This is a genomic window from Nonomuraea sp. NPDC050394 (assembly GCF_044459065.1).
Taxonomy (GTDB): domain Bacteria; phylum Actinomycetota; class Actinomycetes; order Streptosporangiales; family Streptosporangiaceae; genus Nonomuraea.
Genome location: NZ_JBITIO010000015.1, coordinates 71,320 through 87,969, shown reverse-complemented (window position 1 = coordinate 87,969; position 16,650 = coordinate 71,320). Strand labels below are relative to the sequence as shown.

The following is a 16,650-nucleotide window of genomic DNA, read 5'->3' as shown; positions in this document are numbered from 1 at the left end:
CCGGCCCAGCGGTGTCACGGAGGCTCGTCGGTAGACTGGCAGCTCACAGTCCAGACCGGGAGACTCTCGTGGCGCTCGTTGTGCAAAAGTACGGTGGTTCGTCCGTCGCCGACGCGTCCTGCATCAAGCGGGTCGCGCAGCGGATCGTCGCGACGAAAAAAGCCGGCAACGACGTGGTCGTGATCGTTTCTGCCATGGGCGACACGACGGATGAGCTGCTCGACCTGGCCGAGCAGGTGTCGCCGCTGCCGCCGGGCCGTGAGCTCGACATGTTGCTGACCTCGGGCGAGCGCATCTCGATGGCCCTGCTGGCGATGGCGATCGCCAACCTGGGCCATGAGGCGCGTTCGTTCACCGGATCGCAGGCGGGTGTGATCACCACCTCGTCCCATGGCAACGCGCGCATCATCGACGTGACGCCGGGCCGTATCCGTGAGGCGCTCGACCACGGCCGCATCGCGATCGTGGCCGGATTCCAGGGCGTCTCGCAGGACACCAAGGACATCACCACCCTCGGCAGGGGCGGCTCCGACACCACCGCGGTGGCGCTGGCGGCCTCCCTGGAGGCCGACGTCTGCGAGATCTACACCGACGTCGACGGCATCTTCACCGCCGACCCCAGGATCGTGCCCGCCGCCAGAAAGATCCCCAAGATCTCCTACGAGGAGATGATGGAGATGGCGGCGTGCGGCGCGAAGATCCTGCACCTCCGGTGCGTCGAGTATGCTCGCCGCTTCAACCTGCCGATCCACGTACGCAGCTCTTTCAGCACCAAGGAAGGCACGTGGGTCGTGTCCGACCCTTACACCCCGAACGAAGCGAGTGAAGGAACCGAGATGGAGCAGCCGATCATCTCCGGCGTCGCGCACGACCGGAGCGAGGCCAAGATCACCGTTGTCGGGGTTCCCGACAAGGTCGGCGAGGCTGCCCACATCTTCAAAACCCTGGCCGACGCCGAGATCAACATCGACATGATCGTGCAGAACGTCTCGGCCGCGGCGACGGGCCGTACCGACATCTCCTTCACGCTTCCCACGACCGACGCCTCCACGGCGCTGACGTCGCTGAAGAAGATCCAGGACAAGGTCGGCTTCGAGTCGCTGCTGTTCGATGACCAGATCGGCAAGGTCTCGCTGATCGGCGCGGGCATGCGCTCGCACCCCGGCGTGACCGCGACGTTCTTCGCGGCCCTCGCCGACGCGGGGGTCAACATCGAGATGATCTCCACGTCGGAGATCCGCATCTCGGTGATCGTCGAGCAGGAGGGTGTGGACGCGGCCGTGGCCGCCGCCCACCGGGCGTTCGACCTTGACGCAGACCAGGTGGAAGCAGTCGTGTACGGAGGAACCGGCAGATGAGCAGGCCCAATCTCGCACTCGTGGGCGCGACGGGTGCGGTTGGCACCGTCATGCGCGACATCGTCACCAACCGGGCGGACATCTGGGGCGAGATCCGCCTCGTGGCCTCCCCGCGCAGCGCCGGAAAGGTGCTGAAGGTCCGTGGCGAGGACGTCGTCGTCCAGGCGCTGGCGCCCGAGGTCTTCGACGGCATCGACATCGCCATCTTCGACGTGCCCGACGAGGTGTCGGCCGAGTGGGTGCCGGTCGCGGCCGAGCGCGGCGCGATCGCGATCGACAAGTCCGGCACGTTCCGCATGCACGCGGACGTCCCGCTCGTGGTCCCCGAGGTGAACCCGCTCGACGCCCGCCGGCGGCCGCGCAACATCATCTCCACTCCCAACTGCACCACGCTGTCGATGATGGCCGCGATGGGCGCCCTGCACGCCGAGTACGGCCTCCAGGAGCTCGTCGTCGCCTCCTACCAGGCGGCGTCCGGCGCGGGAGTGGCGGGTTCGGCCCGTCTCTACGACGAGATCGAGGCGCTGGCCGGAGACCGCAACATCGGCCAGGTGGCCGGTGACGTACGCCAGGTCCTCGACAAGAAGCTGCCCGCCGACTCGCCGTTCCCGGCACCGCTCGCGTTCAACGTGGTGCCGTGGGCGGGCTCGCTCAAGGAGGACGGCTGGGCGTCCGAGGAGCTCAAGCTCCGCAACGAGTCCCGCAAGATCCTCGGCATCCCTGAGCTGAAGGTCTCCGCGACCTGCGTGCGGGTGCCGGTGGTCACGACGCACTCGCTGGCGGTGCACGCGCGCTTCGAGCGCGAGGTGACGGTGGCGGGCGCGCACCGCGTGCTCACGGCGGCGCCGACGGTGGTGCTGGTGGACGACCCGGCCAACGGGGTGTGGCCGACGCCGCTTGAGGTGGTCGGCACGGATCCCACGTATGTGGGGCGGGTCCGGCAGGCGATCGACTTCCCCAACACGCTGGACCTGTTCGTCTGCGGCGACAACCTGCGCAAGGGTGCGGCCCTGAACGCCGCCGAGATCGCCGAACTGGTCGCCGCCGAGCTCTAACCGCCTCTATCCGTTACGGCGAGGCCTTAACCGCCTCTATCCGTTACGGCGAGGCCTCCGGATCCGCCTCCGTCCGGCGTGGGTCGCCCCCGGTCATCGGGCGCTTCTCACGTCGGACGTGGTCCCCGCCGTCACAAGGCCCTCTTGACCGGGTTCCACGGGCTCCGGCTGGGCGCCGTGCGCATTGCGCCGGGTTCGGCCGTGCGGGTGCTCGCCGTACCGGCGCGACAAGCGTCGGGGGCGGGTCAGTGCGTGGTGTGGTGGATAGGTGCCGTGGGTGGCGGGGAAGTCTGGTGGGGGGTTGGCCCGGCACGGGAACCTCTTGGGCCACTCTGGGTTCTTGGGTGTGTGCCGGCTGCGGGGCCGTTCGCGCCTCTGGGTCAGCGGAACAAGATGTCCCAGTGGTCGGACTCCTTGGCGAAGACGGTTCCGTCTGAGGAGCGGTACAGGGGTGAGCCGTCGCTGCGGGTGCCCACGCGGTCGTGGCTGGTGGCGATGTGCCGGTCGACGCATGGGCTCAAGGAGATGTCCAGCTTGTAGCCGTGCTCGTGGCTGTAGCGGCCGGGCATGTGGCCCGCCTCGGTGCCGCCGGTCACCATGATCTTGCAGCCGCTGTCCCGCTTCAGCTCGATGATCTTGGCGATCGTGGCCGTGCGGACGGAGTCCAGCGAGGTGCAGTACCGCAGCCGCCGGTTGGCGCAGCCGCCCGTCGACTTCCAGCGCAGGCCGGCGCTCTTGAGGCGGCCCACTGCCGTGCCGTGCGAGATGCGTACGGCGGCCTGCCGGGTCTTCACTCGCTTCAGGTCCACCTTCGGGGGGTCGGCCGTCGTGAACCAGTGTCCGGTGTGAATGCCTCCTTCGATCGCGTACGTGCGCGTTACCGGTGGCGGCGACTTCCGTGCTTCTCCTGTCGAAGCAGCGGATGCGGCCGATGCCAATGCGATTATCGAGATCTCAAGGCCGAGGAGTGCGACGACCATCAGCCGCACCTTGCCACGTATCCACATGTCGATGCTCTTTTCGCGGAATAGCCCTCCCGCCAGAAACATCAATCCCACGCTTCACACCAGATGACCCCTTCCTCAGAGCGATCTTTGCCTTGTGGCGGCGATCACCGTGCGGCTCCATGACCTAAAGGCGGTCTTGCCCGTAAAGTGACGAGGGTGTCCGAACCCCGAAACCGAGGATCGGAGAGCACCCGAGAGGTCATCGTCGAGACGGCCTTGAGACTGTTTCGGGAGCGCGGCTTCGATGCGACGACGATGCGGGCAATCGCGGCCGAGGCCGGGGTATCCGTGGGTAACGCCTACTACTACTTCGCGAGCAAGGAGGCGTTGATCCAGGCCTACTACGACCGCGCCCAGACGGAGCACGAAGAGGCCTGCCGCGAGCTGCTCGCGACGGAGCGCTCGTTCGCGGCCCGGCTGAGCGGCGTGCTCGGTGAGTGGGTACGCGTCTCCGAGCCGTACCACGAGTTCGCGGTGAAGTTCTTCAAGCACGCGGCGGAGCCGACGAACCCGCTCAGCCCGTTCAGCGCCCAGTCCTCACCCGCCAGGGAGGCCGGCATCGCGATCTACCGGCAGGTGGTCGAGGGCTCGCGGGACAAGATGGACTCCGAGCTGCGTGAGGAACTGCCCGAGCTGCTGTGGCTGCTGTCGATGGGCATGGTGCTGTTCTGGGTGCACGACACCTCGCCGGGGTGCCGGCGCACGTACCGGCTGATCGAGGTGACGGTGCCGCTCGTGGACCGGCTCGTGGGCCTGTCTCATCTGCCCGGACTGCGGGGGATCACCAAGGACTTCATCGGGGCCGTGCATGAGCTGCGGGCTTGACCGGCGTGCCCGAGCACAGCGGCAGCATCGTGGCCGGGAGTGTGCAGGTGGGGCCGGTGTCCTCTGCGGCCACGGCGATCACGGAGGCCAGGAAGGGGATCGCCAGGCCACCGGTCAGTACTACGGCCGCGAGCAGCCGGGTTCGTCTCACGGGGATGTTTTAGCACGTCAGAGCGCCGGAGGCGGTTAATCGCGATCAAGCGGCGCGTACATACCGGCTGGTTGGTATGGTCGCCCTAACACGCTGGAGGGTGCGATGACACAGAACTGGGGCATGACGATCCCCTTCTACGACCGCTCGCTGGCCGAGTCGAAGGAGCTGATCGCCGAACTGCCCGCGCTCGGCTACACCGACGCCTGGTCGGCGGAGGTCAACGGGACCGACGGGTTCATGCCGCTGGCCATGGCCGGGGAGTGGGCGCCTGGGCTGCGGCTGGGCAGCGCCATCGTCCCGGTCTTCACCCGTGGCCCCGGGCTGCTGGCCATGTCGGCGGCCACGCTGGCCGATCTCGCCCCCGGCCGCTTCGTGCTCGGCATCGGTTCGTCCTCTCCGGCCGTCGTGGGGCGGTGGAACGCGGTGGAGTTCGCGCGGCCGTACCAGCGCACCCGGGACACGCTGCGCTTCCTGCGCGAGGCGCTCGCGGGGGAGAAGGTGTCGCAGCGGTACGAGACGTTCGAGGTCAAGGGCTTCAAACTGGAGCGGGCGCCCCGGGTGGCGCCGAAGATCGTGCTGGCCGCGCTGCGGCCCCGGATGCTGCGCCTGGCGGCGAGCGAGGCCGACGGCGCGATCACCAACTGGCTCGCGCCCGAGGACGTGCACAAGGTCCGCGCCGAACTGGGCGGGGAGACCGAGCTGATCGCCCGGTTGTTCGTCTGCGTGAGCGAGGACGCCGACAGGGTGCGCGAGATGGGGCGCTGGATGCTGGCGGCCTATCTGACCGTGCCCGCGTACGCCGCCTTCCACGACTGGCTGGGGCGCGGTGAGGTGCTGCGGCCGATGCACGAGGCGTGGGCCGCCGGCGACCGGCAGGCCGCGCTCAAGGCCATCCCCGACGAGGTGGTCGACGCGCTGATCGTGCACGGCGATGCCGCCACCTGCCGGGCCAGGATCGGCGAGTATGTCGCCAACGGCCTCGACACCCCCGTGCTCGCGCCGGTCCCCGGTGGCGAGCTCTCCATCGACCAGGCGGTACGCGCGCTGGCGCCGAAGGCTTAGGGGAGAACCTGTGGACGAGATCCTCCGGCTGGACGCGGTCGGGCAGGCGCTGGCCGTACGGGATGGGCGGGTGTCCCCGCGTGAGCTGGCCGAGGCGGCGATCGCGAAGATCGACAAGCACGACGGGGAGATCGGCGCGGTCGTGCACCGGCGGTTCGAGCGCGCGCTGGCCGAGGCGGGCGAGTTGCCCGAGGGCACGCCGTTTCGCGGGGTGCCGATTCTGCTGAAGGATCTCGGCTGGGCGGAGAAGGGCGAGCCGTACAACGCCGGGTCGCGCACGCTGGACGGGGTCACGGTCGCCGCGGACGCCTACAGCGTGGCCAAGCTGAAGGCGGCCGGGTTCGTGATCCTCGGCAGGACCAGCACGCCGGAGTTCGGCACCACGATCACCACGGAACCGGTCGCGTTCGGGCCCACGCGCAATCCCTACGACCCCGCGTACTCGGCGGGTGGCTCAAGCGGCGGCTCCGCGGCGGCGGTGGCGGCCGGGATGGTCGCGGTGGCCTCGGCCAGCGACGGCGGCGGCTCGATCCGCATCCCCGCCTCCCTGTGCGGCCTGGTGGGGCTGAAACCCACCAAAGGCCGCTCCAGCTATGGACCGTCGGGCGGGGAGGGCTGGAGCGGGTTCTCGGTGGCCGGGCTGGTCAGCAGGACCGTCAGGGACACCGCCGCCGTGCTCGACCTGATCGCCGGCCTGGAGGAGGGCGACCCCTACACCGCGCCCGCACTGCCCCGCCCGCTGGCCGAGGAGGTCGGCGCCGATCCGGGACGGCTGCGCGTCGGCTTCGTGACCCGCCACCCGCGCGGCGACGTACCCGAGCCTGAGGAACTGACCGCCGCCGTCACCGGCGCCGCGAACCTGCTGGAGTCCCTGGGCCACCACGTCGAACCCGGCCACCCGGACGAGCTCGGCAACCCCGACTTCCCCCACCACTTCGGCGCCCTCGTCGCCGCGAACGTCGCCGCCGAAGTACAGAGCGTCGGTGCCTGGCGCGGCCGCCCCGTGTCCCTGGACGAACTGGAGCCACGCAACCGCGCCATGGCCGAGACCGGCGCCCGGCGCACCGCCGTCGAGCACGTCCTCGCCGTCCAGTGGATGGACGGCTTCCGCCGCCGCATGGCCGCCTGGTGGCGCTCCGGCTTCGACGTGCTGCTCGCGCCCTCGCTCGGCGTGCCGCCGTTCCCGCTGGGCTGGCTGCCCCCGGACGACCTCAGCACCGGCTTCGGCCGTACCGCCCACGCCGTCTCCTACACCTCCGTCTTCAACGCCACCGGCCAGCCCAGCGTCTCCCTGCCCCTGCACAGGACCGCCGCGGGCCTTCCCGTGGGCGTCCAGCTGGTCGCCGCCACAGGCCGCGAGGACCTTCTCGTACGGCTGGCCGCCCAGATCGAATCCGCCCGCCCCTTCGGGCATCCGGCCATGCGCTGATCGTTAGGAACCAACCTGAGCGGGTAACACGTTATGTCGTGAAGGAGGTGGCGCACCTATGCCTAAAGCAAGCCGCGCGGCAGCGGTCTGGCGTACATATCGCGACGTGAGCGAGCCCGGCTCCCCGGGTCTCATGAAGCGTGTCCGCGCGATCCCGCGCATGATCGGCGCCGTGACCCGGGGTCAGTACCCGGGCATGGGCAAGAACAAGCTCGCCCTGATGGGGCTCGGCGTGGTCTACCTGATCTCGCCCATCGACCTGATCCCCGAATTCCTCCTGCTCGTCGGCGTGGCCGACGACTTCGGCGTGTTCCTGTGGCTGATGGGCTCCCTGATCGGGGAGAGCGGGCGCTACATCGGCTGGGAGCGCCAGGTCATCCAGGGCGCGGTCGTTCCTCCCAACCTTCCCCCTACAGCTCCTCGCGCCTGAGCCACGCTCGCGACGGCAACGGGTGCCCGAACAGCCGGGCGGCGTTGCCGTACGCGACCCTGGCGATGTCGGCCGGCGGGAGCTGGCCGAGGTTCCTGGCCACGGCCTGCTGGGTGTCGGGCCAGGTCGAGTCGGAGTGCGGGTATCCGCTTTCCTGGAGCACGTGGTCGAGGCCGACCGCCAGCCGTACCCCTGACAGGGCGTGGTCGTCGAGCGTGCCGAAGAAGAAGTTGCGGCGCAGGACCTCACTCGGCTTCAGCCCGCCCTCCCACGACGCCTCGCCCGCGACCGGGTGGTCGAGGGCGTAGTCGGCACGCTCGGCCAGCATCGGCAGCCAGCCCACCCCGCCCTCCACGATGAGCACCCGCAGGTTCGGGAACCGCAGCGGGATGCCCGACCACAACCAGTCGGCGCAGGCGAACATGGCGCTCGTCGGCATCAGCGTGGTGATCGCCTCGATGGGCGTGTCGGGGGAGGGCACCGGAGACCAGCTGGAGTCCCCGGTGTGCAGGCAGACGACGGTGCCGGTCTCCTCGCAGGCGGCGAAGAACGGATCCCAGTGGTCGGAGTGGATCGACGGCAGCCGCAGCCTCGTCGGGAACTCCGGGAAGACGACCGCCTTGAAGCCGCGCGCGGCGTTGGCCCGGATCTCCTTCGCCGCGACGTCGGGGTCGGGCAGCCACGGGAGCTGAAGGCCGACGATCCGCTCGGGGTAGGTGCCGGCCCAGACGTCGATGTGCCAGTCGTTCCAGGCCTTGACGAGGGCCAGGCCCAGCTCTTGGTCTCTGGTGCGGGCGAACGGCATGCCGGACTGCCCGGCCAGCATGCCCGGAAAACAGAGGGCGGCCCAGATGCCGGCCGTGTCCATGTCCTGGATGCGGGCCTCGATGTCGTGGCAGCCGGGGCGCATGTTCTCGAACCTGACCGGGTCGAGGGTCCATTGCTCACGGGGCAGGCCGGCGCCCACGTCGATGCCGGCGCACGGGTACGTGGCTCCGCCGTACCGCCAGACCTGGTGACCCGCCTCCGTCTCCACGACCTTGGGCGCGACCTCGGTGTACTTCTCCGCCAGCCGGTCCTCGAAGAGGTCGGGCGGCTCGATCAGGTGATCGTCGGCGGAGATGATCACGTAGTCGCGCCGCCTCGGTTCGGGGTCGGGGAGCAGCGGCGTAGTCACGCAGGTAACCGTACGACGACGGCATGACCTCGAACAAGCTGCCAGGCCCCCGTCAACCGCCCCAAAACCCCGCCCTACCGCCGCATTCGCCCCCGGAACTCCTTGACAACCGGTCTTGACGGCCCGATGTCCGTGTGTTTCGTGGGGCTGGAATCCCCCTCCCGCCGCCGCCGACATACCTTGCGACCGTTGCCCGGTCAGGCCAGGGGGACGGCTGGAGAGCGGCTGGGTGACCGACGGTGAAGGACCTGAGCGGCCTTGCCGGGCCCGCAGACGGATGACGACTGGCCTCTCACCCGATGTAAGGCTCAGGCCTGTCCTCGATCACGTGTGTGAGGCGGAGTCGCTGTGTGTGATGCATGGGCAGGCCGTCGAGGTCGCTTCCCGACACCCAGGCCACCTCGGTGGACTCCTCGCTGACGACCGGCTCGCCCCCGATCATCCGCCCCCGCAACACGATCGCGAACTGCCGTCTCACCTCGCCATCGGTGTAGGCGATCACATGGCGCGCGTCGGTGTAGAGCCCGACCATGCCGGTGATCTCGACCTCCAGACCAGTTTCCTCTTTGACCTCCCGTACGGCGGCCTGCGGGACCGACTCCGTCAGATCCATCCCCCCACCAGGCAGGGCCCACAGCCCGTTGTCGGCGCGCCGCTGCAACAAGATGCGCCCGGCGTCATCGGTGACGGCTACCGCGACCCCCACCACGAGCCGGTTGGGCTCAGGGGCGTGCGGGTCGTCGAAGAACTCCGTACGCGCCATCACGGGCCTTCCCCGAGAGGCCGCGACCGTTCCCAGACCGCGTCGAGGCTGGCCGCGTACACGTCGAACAGCCCGCCTTCACCGCCGCGCCGCAGGTGGTAAACGGGCGCGCCGTAGGCGTTCATGCCGAACACGTGAGCGTTGACGATCATGTGGTCGTCCCCGGCGAACAGGGAGTTGTAGAGCGTGGTGTCATGTAGGCGGACCTCGACCCCCGACGCGGCCAAGGGCCGGTAGCGCATGACCGCGACACGGCACCGGCTTTCGATGCCGTGGCCGTAGCGCTCCTCCTCGCCCCTGGCCGTGATCACCGGAGAGTCCGGATCTCCAAGCAGCACCCGCACCCGGCAGCCGTCACCGCTCTTGGCGGCCAGCAGCTCGGAGAAGCCGGGCCACGACTCGTGCAGGAAATTGGCCGCGTAGACCAGGATGCCGATGTGCGTTCGCGCCCGCTCGAAGAGGACTCGCCATAGCTCCAAGGGTGCTGTCGCCCTGGTCGGGTAGACCGCGATCAGTTCGTGACCGGTGCGGTGTCCGCGCCTGCCCTGCTCGATCGCGGGCCACAGATGGGTGAGGTCCTCCCGAAGGACGGCCGCGGCCCGGTGCGCCATCCGCGGATGCGGGGTCCGGCCGGTGTTCACCCAGCGTTCCACGGTCTTGGGATCGACACCGACCGCTTCGGCCAGTTGCCGGACGTTCAAACCCGCCGTGAGCAACGCGGAACGGAGGCGCTCGTTACCGGCCATGGGACGTTTATACGCCGCCGGAGACGTCCCTCAAGCGCACTTGGCCGAGGTTTCGCGTCCCCGGACGACTCGGCACGCTGAGTGCATGACTCACCCAGAGAGCCGGCCGCGGCCCGCGTCGCCACAGCGATTGGCGCCCGAACTGGAGATCAGCAAGGGTTCTGAGCTCGTCGGGCGTATCACCACTGAGCGCGGCGGCCTCCTGGTGGTCACGAGAACCGGCCGGGCGCTGACCCGGGACCCTGAGTCTGCTGCCCGTGAGGCGGTCTCCTGATGGCCTACGCGGCATGGACGACCCTCAGCGGAGGGCTGGCGGCCCGCACGATCGACGGGGGCATCGTCATGGTCAGGAAGGCCGGCTTCGCCTCCCTCGCCGAGGCGATCACAGCGTGGGAGGAGGGTGAGCGTTCTCGGATGGTACGCGAGGTTGCCGAACTCGGACGTTATGTGGACGCCGCCCTTGACCGGGTGCTCGCGTGCTTGACCCGGTAGACACGTCTCAGGCGTGGCCGGCTTCCGGCCCTGGTCTGTGCGGGGTCGGTGTCGTGCTCCCGAGCTGCGGTCACCGCGCCGATGTGCAAGACCTTGCCCTTGGGACCCGGGATCGCCTGGAGGGGGGTGGGGTGGCGATCCCGGGCCGGAGGGTCCGCCGTTGTGAGGGTGCTGCTCACCGCGGACCCCGGCCCCTCCTACCCGGGGGAGATCGGGTCAGTCAGTAGATGGGCGCGCAGTTTGGTGATCGTCTTGGGGTCCAGGCCCAGGACGTCTGAGGAGTACGCCCGCAGGGAGCCGTGCCGCCGGTCCATCTCCGTCAGGAACAACTCCATCGCCCCCGCCGGTGCCGCCCCGTACCCGGCCCACATGAGGGCGTCCTTGTTCCTGGTCTGCCAGTCCGCCAGGAAGCGGGGCGTCGCCAATCCGGTCAGGGCGTAGTCGGCGACGATGTCCGTGACCGCCACGCCTGCCAGCGACAGCACCAGCGCGGTGAGGATGCCGGTGCGGTCCTTGCCCGCGGCGCAGTGGATGACGACAGGGGCGTTGTCGGCCTCGGCGATGGTCTCGATGGCCGAGCGCAGGAGCGGGACGCCGTCCTCCGACACCTCCAGGTAGCGGTCGGCGAGAAAGCGTTCCACCCCGGTCAATGGGTCGAAGGTGGCGAGGTCCCAGGTGCGGCCCTCCACGGGGAGGTTGTGGTAGCGCAGCCCATCGGTCTCCGGTACGCGCCCGCGCCTCTCGACTTCGGAGGGATGTCGCAGGTCGATGACGGTCCTGACCTTCAGGGAGCGGAACGTGGCGATGTCCGGCCCGGCCAGCCAGCCGAGCGAGTCGGCCCGGTAGAGCCGCTGCCACCGCACACTCCGCCCGTCATGGGCGACATATCCACCGACGTCGCGAAAGTTGTGGATATTTGCGAACTCGATATGGCGGGTCACACCTAGAACGTAATCACACCCCGCCCGTGCCAGGCGTCTCGTGCCGGTTTCGCCTCACACCCCGCCCGTGCCAGGCGTCTCGTGCCGGTTTCGCCTCACACCTCGACCATGCAGGGAGCCTCCTGCGGGTCCCGCCTCACACCTCGACCATGCAGGGAGCCTCCTGCGGGTCCCGCTTCACACCTCGACCGCGGCAGGAGCCTTCCTGAGGGTTTCGCCTCATGCCTAGACCGCGACAGGCGTCTCCTGCTCGGCCTTCCTGTCGGCCACCTCGCGCCGGATCACCACGGTCGACCTGATCCGTAGGCGCCCCCAAGCCCTGCCCCGCTGCATGGCCGGGTCGCGTTGAACCGGTCTGCAACTCCAGGGCAGCGAGGGAGTTCTGCCGGGGTGGACATGCGGGCGGTTGAGGCTGCCTGCTAAGGGGAGCGCAAGCGGGTAGTCGGGCCTTGGCCCGACGGAGGGCGCGCGGAGCGATAGCGGAGCACGATTGTGATCGGGGTGGGCTCCAGCTGCTCAACCACTTGGCTGGGCAAGGGGGTGGGCAGGAAAGCGTCCGACCGGAGGGAGGGCCTTCAGGGGTCGAGCTTCAGCTCGACTGGAGGAACGCCTGGAACCCTGAAACGCGCGAAGCGCGCCGATGTGCAAGACCTTGCCTCACACCTCGACCGTGACAGGCGTCTCCTGCTCGGCCTTCCTGTCGGCCACCTCGCGCCGGATCAGCAGGATCCACCCGCCGATCGCCAGCCCGATGAACAACCACCACTGCACGCCGTACGCCAGGTTGAGCCCCCCGCCCGACCCCACGTCAGGCGCCGGCACCGGCTCCGGCGCCGCGGCCGCCGACGGCCGCTGCTCGGTCAGCTCCACGTAGCCGTCCACCAGCCGGTACGGCAGCGCCGCCCCGATCTTCCCAGGGTTGATCAGGAGCACCTGCCCAGGCGGCAGCCCGCCCCGCTCCTTGATCCCGCTGGTCTCCTCGGTCTCGGTCAGCCGTAGCCGCCCGGTGACATTCACCTGTCCGGCAGGCGGCGCGGGCACCTCGGGTGGCGCGTCCGCGCTCGCCCCGGCCTTCACCCATCCACGGTTCACCAGCACGGCCTGCCCGTCGCCGGTGACGAGCGGGGTCAGCACGAAGTACCCAGGCCGCCCTTCCTGGGGCCGCCGCCGTACCACCAGGGCGTGTGCCTGATCGTAGGAGCCGGAGGCGGTCACCAGCCGGTAGCGGTCCTCTTCGCTGACCGTGCGGCCGGGCCCGGTCAGCGAGCCCAGCGGCACCGGCGCGGCCGTGATGTTGGCGGTGACGCGCTCGCTGTTGGCCGAGCGCTCCTCGAACCGCCCGAACTGCCACCTGCCCAGGAAGACGAAGGCGGGGATGACCAGCAGCACCACGATGTGGAGCGCCACCCATCGAGGGGTCAGGAGGAACCGGTACACCCTTAAAGGGTAGGCACCGGGAGCGGTGGTTCCTCACTCAGCCCGATCTGGTCGAACGGGTTACCAAAGCGCAGGTGATCGCGTACGGTCGGGACTCGTGCCGCCCCTCAAGAGCAAGACGTCCTGAATGACCCTTCTTGTCGCGCCACCCGCGCCCACCGCCTTCGTGTTGCCCCGCATGGGAACGCTCCTGCTGCACGCGGCACCGCGCGTACTGGAGAGCATGATTCTGCCCGTCGCGCTCTTCTACGCGGGCATGCTGGCCGGCGGCGAGGTGGCGGGCATGGCGGCCTCGGCGGCCTGGGTGTTCGGCGGCATGGCGGTGCGTCTGGTGCGCGGTCAGCCGATGCCGGGCACGGTGATCCTGGCCGCGGTGGGCATCACGGCGCGCGTGGTGGTCGCGCTGGCCGCGGGGGACGTGCGGTGGTTCTTCCTGCCGCCGACGTGCGGGGTGTTCGCGGTGAGCCTGGTGTTCCTGGCCACCGCCCGCGGACGCAGGCCGCTGGCCGAGCGGATCACGCTCGACCTGGTGCCGCTGCCCGGCCAGGTCGCGGGGCATCCGGTGATGCGGCGCTTCTTCGTCCGCCAGTCGCTGGCCTGGGGCTGCGCCCAGTTGCTCAACGGCACGCTCACGCTGTGGATCCTGCTCAGCCAGACCATCGGGACGTTCCTGGCCCTGCGCACGTCGCTGGTGGCCCTGCTGATGACGGCCATGGCCGTGGCCTCGGTGCTGGACTTCCGCCGCTGCCTACGCGCTCTTCAGCTCCGCGCCTGAGCCGGGTTCCGGCGTGACCTCGCGGGGTCCGCTGACCTCGTGGCCGTCGGCGCAGCGGAAGTACTGCTCGATGGGGGCGCCGCAGTCGCGGTGGGTGAGTTCGACCGCCGGTCCGGCGTCGTCGGAGAGGTACTTGTCACCGAAGTGCATGAGCGCGACCAGCAGCGGATAGAGGTCGCGTCCCTTCTCCGTCAGCCGATACTCGTCACGCTGGCGCTGGCCGGGCTCGCGGTAGGGCACCTTGCGCAGCAGCCCCTCGTCCACGAGCCGGGCGAGGCGGGCGCTGAGCACCTGGCGCGGCGCGCCGGTCATGGCCTGCATGTCGGCGAAGCGCCGTACGCCGCTGAAGGCCTCGCGCAGCACCAGGAAGGTCCACTTCTCGCCGACGACGTCCAGGGTCCGCTCGATCGAGCAGTTGCTCACCCGGAAGGGCACGTTCATGCCGCATATCATACCTGAGTCTAGTTGACAGACTCAGGTGCGCCGCGAGACGCTGGGTCTATGAAGGGAACCCAGATTCGCCCCATACGCACGGGGGACGAGGCCGCGCTCCGGTGCTTCCTCGCGGGGTTGTCGCTGCACACGCAGACGCTGCGGTTCTTCACGGGGTTCAGCCGCCCGTCGGCCGGCATGGTCGGTGCTCTGATGAAGATCGACGAGCTCAGGGACGCGCTGGTCGCCGTCCACGAGGGCGAGATCGTCGCCCACGCGATGAGCTACCGGGGCTGCCGCACCGACGTCGAAGTGGCCGTGGTCGTCACCGACCAGTGGCAGGGGGTCGGCCTTGGGCCGAAACTGGTCAACACGCTGCTGATACGCGCCGCCATCCGCGGCGCGACCACCGTCGCCATGGACGTTCTCGGCGAGAACCGGCGGGCCCTGCGCCTGATCCGCAGGGCCTGGCCCGACGCGAAATTGACGGTCTCTTCCGGTTCGGTCGAGGTGACCGCTATGATCAAGCAGGCGGTGGTATTTGCGGAACAAGGTTCTGTTGGCTCACCATTGACTGCGTGAAGAGTGTCAAGAACGGACGCGACGGCCGTACCCGCATCATCGAGGGTGCCCTCCGCCGCTTCAGCCAGGACGGGGTGTCGGCCACCACGCTGGCCAGCCTCCGTGAGGAGAGCGGCGTCAGCGTCGGCAGCTTCTACCACCACTTCGCCAGCAAAGAACACGTCTTCGGCGTGCTCTACTCCGAGATCCTCGCCGTCTACCAGGCCGAGTTCCTGGCCGAGCTGACCAGCCGGACCGAGGCGCGCGACGGCATCGAGGCGGTCGTGGCCTTCCACATGCGCTGGGCCGGCGAGTACCCCGAACGCGCCCGCATCCTGGTCAGCGAACGCCCGCCGCGCAAGAACGAGCCCGGCGGCCAGGAGGTCGCCGACGCCCGCCGCGCCTTCTTCCGCCAGGTCTCCGACTGGTGGAAGCCGCACATGAAGAACGGCCTGCTCCAGCCCGTCCACGCGACCATGTGCTACGTGCTGTGGCTTGGCCCGGCCCAGGAGATGTGCCGTCTGTGGTTCGCCGGCGCCCACACGCCCACCGACGAGGAGATCAAGGGCCTGGGCGAGGCCGCGTGGCAGAGCCTGCGCCAACGTCAGGACGCATAGGGACGAATACCCTCTGTGATGTTATTGTCACAAATGTGAGACGACCTCGGGCGCTGGTCCTGCCCACCCTGCCGGAGACCGCTCTCGCCAGTCTGGGCGAGTTCGCCGATCTGGCCGAGGTTCCCGCTCGGCCCAGCCTCGGTTTCTCCGACGAGCAACTCGCCGACCTCGTCATCGAGACCGGCGCCTCGGTGATCGTCACAGAGGGTGACCAGGTCCGCGCGTCGGTCCTGTCCCTTCCGCTCGACATCGTGGCCTGTGTCGGCTCGCCGACGAACGTCGACCTGGCGCTGGCCGCCGAGCGCGGCGTCGCCGTACTCCATGCCGCCGACCGCGACCCCGACGCGGTCGCGGAGCTCACGATCGCGCTGCTGTTCGCGGTCAGCCGCCACGTGGTGGCCGCCGATCGCGAGGTACGGCGCGGCCGCGTCTACCGCGGCAGAATCCCCCCTTCCGAGCGCCACCGCGGCCTGCGCCTGTCCGGACGCACGCTCGGCATCGTCGGCCTGGGCCGGGTCGGCAGGGCGCTGCGCTGGCGCGGCCAGGGCCTCGGCATGAACGTGATCGCCTGCGACCCCTACGCCGCCGACGCCGCCCACACGCTGCCGGAACTGATCGCCGAGGCCGACATCGTCTCCCTGCACGTGCCGGTGACCGAGGAGACGCGCGGCTTCATGGGCCCGGCCGAGTTCGCCGCCATGCGCCCGGGAGCGATCTACCTCAACACCTCGCGCGGCGCCCTGCACGACCTGTCGGCGCTGGTGGACGCCCTGCGGTGGGGGCAGCTCGGCGGCGCCGGCCTCGACCACTTCGAGGGGGAGTGGCTGGACCCCGCCCACCCGCTGACCAGGCTGCAGAACGTGGTGCTCACCCCGCACCTCGGCGCGGCCACCGGGGAGAGCCATGTCGAACACGCGCACGCGCTGGTGGCCGACATCGGACGCACCCTGCGCGGAGAGGAGCCCGCCTACCTCTGCCCGCCGGTCATACCGGTAGCCGGACTCTTGTAGCGATCCGCCAGCTGTGGGCGTCGAGGGAGATGTCGAGCCTGAGCTCGCCGCGCTGCCTGCGCAGGCCGGGCACCCGCAGCCGGTCGTGTACGGCGAAGCGCCCGCGATAGGGATAGCCGAAACCCAGCTCGCCCGGCAGCACCCTGAGGTCGTCGTGGTTGCCGCAGCTCGGGCAGATCCACGAGACCAGGTCCAGGCCGCGGTTGTAGTCGGTGCAGGCGCGGAAGTACTCGTCGGGCCTGAACCGGGACTCGCAGGCGAGGCAGGGGATCAGCACCTCCTACAGATACCGCGGGTGCCTTACTGCCCGCTTGCAGAACGCTTGGGTAACTCCGTAACAGTATGGTTGCGCAGAGTTTCTGATCTTGCGTCGGTGTCT

At 69.6% G+C, this 16,650-nt stretch carries 20 protein-coding genes; 11 read left to right on the top strand and 9 right to left on the bottom strand.

Going from position 1 to position 16,650, the window contains the following annotated elements; all coding sequences use genetic code 11:
- The first annotated feature begins 68 nt into the window (after positions 1-68).
- Both ACIBKY_RS42360 and ACIBKY_RS42355 read left to right on the top strand, forming a co-directional pair.
- The gene (locus tag ACIBKY_RS42360) at positions 69-1,358 is read left to right on the top strand and encodes an aspartate kinase (protein ID WP_397106166.1); all 1,290 of its coding nucleotides are present in this window, start codon (positions 69-71) and stop codon (positions 1,356-1,358) included.
- Positions 1,355-2,413: an aspartate-semialdehyde dehydrogenase gene (locus ACIBKY_RS42355; protein WP_397106164.1), complete on the top strand. Its 1,059-nt coding sequence runs from the start codon at positions 1,355-1,357 to the stop codon at positions 2,411-2,413. The genes ACIBKY_RS42360 and ACIBKY_RS42355 overlap by 4 nt, the downstream gene beginning before the upstream one ends.
- A gap of 380 nt (positions 2,414-2,793) precedes the next feature.
- Here ACIBKY_RS42355 and ACIBKY_RS42350 read toward each other — a convergent pair whose 3' ends face one another.
- Positions 2,794-3,222 (bottom strand): hypothetical protein, encoded by a 429-nt coding sequence (locus ACIBKY_RS42350; RefSeq protein WP_397106162.1) that lies wholly within the window; start codon positions 3,220-3,222, stop codon positions 2,794-2,796.
- 354 nt (positions 3,223-3,576) lie between these two features.
- Here ACIBKY_RS42350 and ACIBKY_RS42345 point away from each other — a divergent pair, with 354 nt between their 5' ends.
- Complete coding sequence (locus ACIBKY_RS42345; RefSeq protein WP_397106160.1) at positions 3,577-4,245, top strand: TetR family transcriptional regulator; 669 nt, start codon at positions 3,577-3,579, stop codon at positions 4,243-4,245.
- Here the strand turns inward: ACIBKY_RS42345 and ACIBKY_RS42340 are convergent.
- Complete coding sequence (locus ACIBKY_RS42340; RefSeq protein ID WP_379613171.1) at positions 4,214-4,396, bottom strand: hypothetical protein; 183 nt, start codon at positions 4,394-4,396, stop codon at positions 4,214-4,216. The two genes, ACIBKY_RS42345 and ACIBKY_RS42340, sit on opposite strands and share 32 nt — an antisense overlap.
- Positions 4,397-4,501: 105 nt before the next feature.
- Between ACIBKY_RS42340 and ACIBKY_RS42335 the strand changes: the two genes are divergently transcribed.
- Genes ACIBKY_RS42335 through ACIBKY_RS42325 form a run of 3 tightly spaced genes read left to right on the top strand, consistent with a single transcriptional unit; the run spans position 4,502 to position 7,320 of the window.
- Positions 4,502-5,461, top strand: a complete 960-nt coding sequence (locus tag ACIBKY_RS42335) for an LLM class F420-dependent oxidoreductase (RefSeq protein WP_397106158.1) — start codon at positions 4,502-4,504, stop codon at positions 5,459-5,461.
- 10 nt (positions 5,462-5,471) lie between these two features.
- Positions 5,472-6,890 carry an amidase gene (locus tag ACIBKY_RS42330; protein WP_397106156.1) on the top strand — a complete coding sequence of 473 codons (1,419 nt, stop codon included), beginning with the start codon at positions 5,472-5,474 and terminating at the stop codon, positions 6,888-6,890.
- Positions 6,891-6,948: 58 nt separating this feature from the next.
- Positions 6,949-7,320 (top strand): YkvA family protein, encoded by a 372-nt coding sequence (locus ACIBKY_RS42325; protein WP_397106154.1) that lies wholly within the window; start codon positions 6,949-6,951, stop codon positions 7,318-7,320.
- Here the strand turns inward: ACIBKY_RS42325 and ACIBKY_RS42320 are convergent.
- The 3 genes from ACIBKY_RS42320 to ACIBKY_RS42310 all read right to left on the bottom strand — a co-directional run bounded on the left by ACIBKY_RS42320 (position 7,301) and on the right by ACIBKY_RS42310 (position 10,006).
- Entirely contained in the window at positions 7,301-8,497 is a 1,197-nt protein-coding gene (locus ACIBKY_RS42320; RefSeq protein ID WP_397106152.1) for an amidohydrolase family protein, read from the bottom strand. The two genes, ACIBKY_RS42325 and ACIBKY_RS42320, sit on opposite strands and share 20 nt — an antisense overlap.
- Before the next feature lie 292 nt (positions 8,498-8,789).
- Complete coding sequence (locus ACIBKY_RS42315) at positions 8,790-9,260, bottom strand: NUDIX domain-containing protein (RefSeq protein WP_397106494.1); 471 nt, start codon at positions 9,258-9,260, stop codon at positions 8,790-8,792.
- Positions 9,260-10,006, bottom strand: coding sequence for a helix-turn-helix domain-containing protein (locus tag ACIBKY_RS42310; protein WP_397106150.1), 747 nt, complete (start codon positions 10,004-10,006; stop codon positions 9,260-9,262). Before ACIBKY_RS42310 ends, ACIBKY_RS42315 begins: the two co-directional genes overlap by 1 nt.
- 273 nt (positions 10,007-10,279) lie before the next feature.
- Between ACIBKY_RS42310 and ACIBKY_RS42305 the strand changes: the two genes are divergently transcribed.
- Positions 10,280-10,498, top strand: a complete 219-nt coding sequence (locus ACIBKY_RS42305) for a hypothetical protein (RefSeq protein ID WP_397106148.1) — start codon at positions 10,280-10,282, stop codon at positions 10,496-10,498.
- A gap of 197 nt (positions 10,499-10,695) precedes the next feature.
- Here ACIBKY_RS42305 and ACIBKY_RS42300 read toward each other — a convergent pair whose 3' ends face one another.
- Together ACIBKY_RS42300 and ACIBKY_RS42295 are read right to left on the bottom strand one after the other, a co-directional pair.
- Positions 10,696-11,439: a tyrosine-protein phosphatase gene (locus ACIBKY_RS42300; RefSeq protein ID WP_397106146.1), complete on the bottom strand. Its 744-nt coding sequence runs from the start codon at positions 11,437-11,439 to the stop codon at positions 10,696-10,698.
- Positions 11,440-12,096: 657 nt separating this feature from the next.
- A complete protein-coding gene (locus ACIBKY_RS42295; RefSeq protein WP_397106144.1) occupies positions 12,097-12,876 on the bottom strand; it encodes an SURF1 family protein in 780 nt (259 codons plus the stop codon).
- Positions 12,877-13,003: 127 nt separating this feature from the next.
- On the opposite strand from ACIBKY_RS42295, the gene ACIBKY_RS42290 reads away from it, so the two are divergent.
- Positions 13,004-13,651: a VC0807 family protein gene (locus ACIBKY_RS42290; RefSeq protein WP_397106142.1), complete on the top strand. Its 648-nt coding sequence runs from the start codon at positions 13,004-13,006 to the stop codon at positions 13,649-13,651.
- On the opposite strand, the gene ACIBKY_RS42285 is transcribed toward ACIBKY_RS42290, so the two are convergent.
- Positions 13,625-14,092 (bottom strand): winged helix-turn-helix transcriptional regulator, encoded by a 468-nt coding sequence (locus ACIBKY_RS42285; protein WP_397106140.1) that lies wholly within the window; start codon positions 14,090-14,092, stop codon positions 13,625-13,627. The genes ACIBKY_RS42290 and ACIBKY_RS42285 overlap by 27 nt on opposite strands.
- Positions 14,093-14,152: 60 nt before the next feature.
- Here ACIBKY_RS42285 and ACIBKY_RS42280 point away from each other — a divergent pair, with 60 nt between their 5' ends.
- Genes ACIBKY_RS42280 through ACIBKY_RS42270 form a run of 3 tightly spaced genes read left to right on the top strand, consistent with a single transcriptional unit; the run spans position 14,153 to position 16,271 of the window.
- The gene (locus tag ACIBKY_RS42280) at positions 14,153-14,665 is read left to right on the top strand and encodes a GNAT family N-acetyltransferase (RefSeq protein WP_397106138.1); all 513 of its coding nucleotides are present in this window, start codon (positions 14,153-14,155) and stop codon (positions 14,663-14,665) included.
- Positions 14,662-15,261 (top strand): TetR/AcrR family transcriptional regulator, encoded by a 600-nt coding sequence (locus ACIBKY_RS42275; RefSeq protein WP_397106136.1) that lies wholly within the window; start codon positions 14,662-14,664, stop codon positions 15,259-15,261. The genes ACIBKY_RS42280 and ACIBKY_RS42275 overlap by 4 nt, the downstream gene beginning before the upstream one ends.
- Before the next feature lie 35 nt (positions 15,262-15,296).
- Complete coding sequence (locus tag ACIBKY_RS42270) at positions 15,297-16,271, top strand: NAD(P)-dependent oxidoreductase (RefSeq protein WP_397106134.1); 975 nt, start codon at positions 15,297-15,299, stop codon at positions 16,269-16,271.
- Here ACIBKY_RS42270 and ACIBKY_RS42265 read toward each other — a convergent pair.
- A complete protein-coding gene (locus ACIBKY_RS42265; protein ID WP_379613188.1) occupies positions 16,246-16,548 on the bottom strand; it encodes a hypothetical protein in 303 nt (100 codons plus the stop codon). The genes ACIBKY_RS42270 and ACIBKY_RS42265 overlap by 26 nt on opposite strands.
- Between the last annotated feature and the right edge of the window lie 102 nt (positions 16,549-16,650).

What these genes read in the sequence shown, in the direction of transcription:
- ACIBKY_RS42355 (WP_397106164.1), top strand. Translation starts at nt 1,355, where the DNA reads ATGAGCAGGCCCAATCTCGCACTCGTGGGCGCGACGGGTGCGGTTGGC.
- ACIBKY_RS42335 (WP_397106158.1), top strand. Translation starts at nt 4,502, where the DNA reads ATGACACAGAACTGGGGCATGACGATCCCCTTCTACGACCGCTCGCTG.
- ACIBKY_RS42325 (WP_397106154.1), top strand. Translation starts at nt 6,949, where the DNA reads ATGCCTAAAGCAAGCCGCGCGGCAGCGGTCTGGCGTACATATCGCGAC.
- ACIBKY_RS42315 (WP_397106494.1), bottom strand. Translation starts at nt 9,260, where the DNA reads ATGGCGCGTACGGAGTTCTTCGACGACCCGCACGCCCCTGAGCCCAAC.
- ACIBKY_RS42310 (WP_397106150.1), bottom strand. Translation starts at nt 10,006, where the DNA reads ATGGCCGGTAACGAGCGCCTCCGTTCCGCGTTGCTCACGGCGGGTTTG.
- ACIBKY_RS42305 (WP_397106148.1), top strand. Translation starts at nt 10,280, where the DNA reads ATGGCCTACGCGGCATGGACGACCCTCAGCGGAGGGCTGGCGGCCCGC.
- ACIBKY_RS42290 (WP_397106142.1), top strand. Translation starts at nt 13,004, where the DNA reads ATGACCCTTCTTGTCGCGCCACCCGCGCCCACCGCCTTCGTGTTGCCC.
- ACIBKY_RS42285 (WP_397106140.1), bottom strand. Translation starts at nt 14,092, where the DNA reads ATGAACGTGCCCTTCCGGGTGAGCAACTGCTCGATCGAGCGGACCCTG.
- ACIBKY_RS42280 (WP_397106138.1), top strand. Translation starts at nt 14,153, where the DNA reads ATGAAGGGAACCCAGATTCGCCCCATACGCACGGGGGACGAGGCCGCG.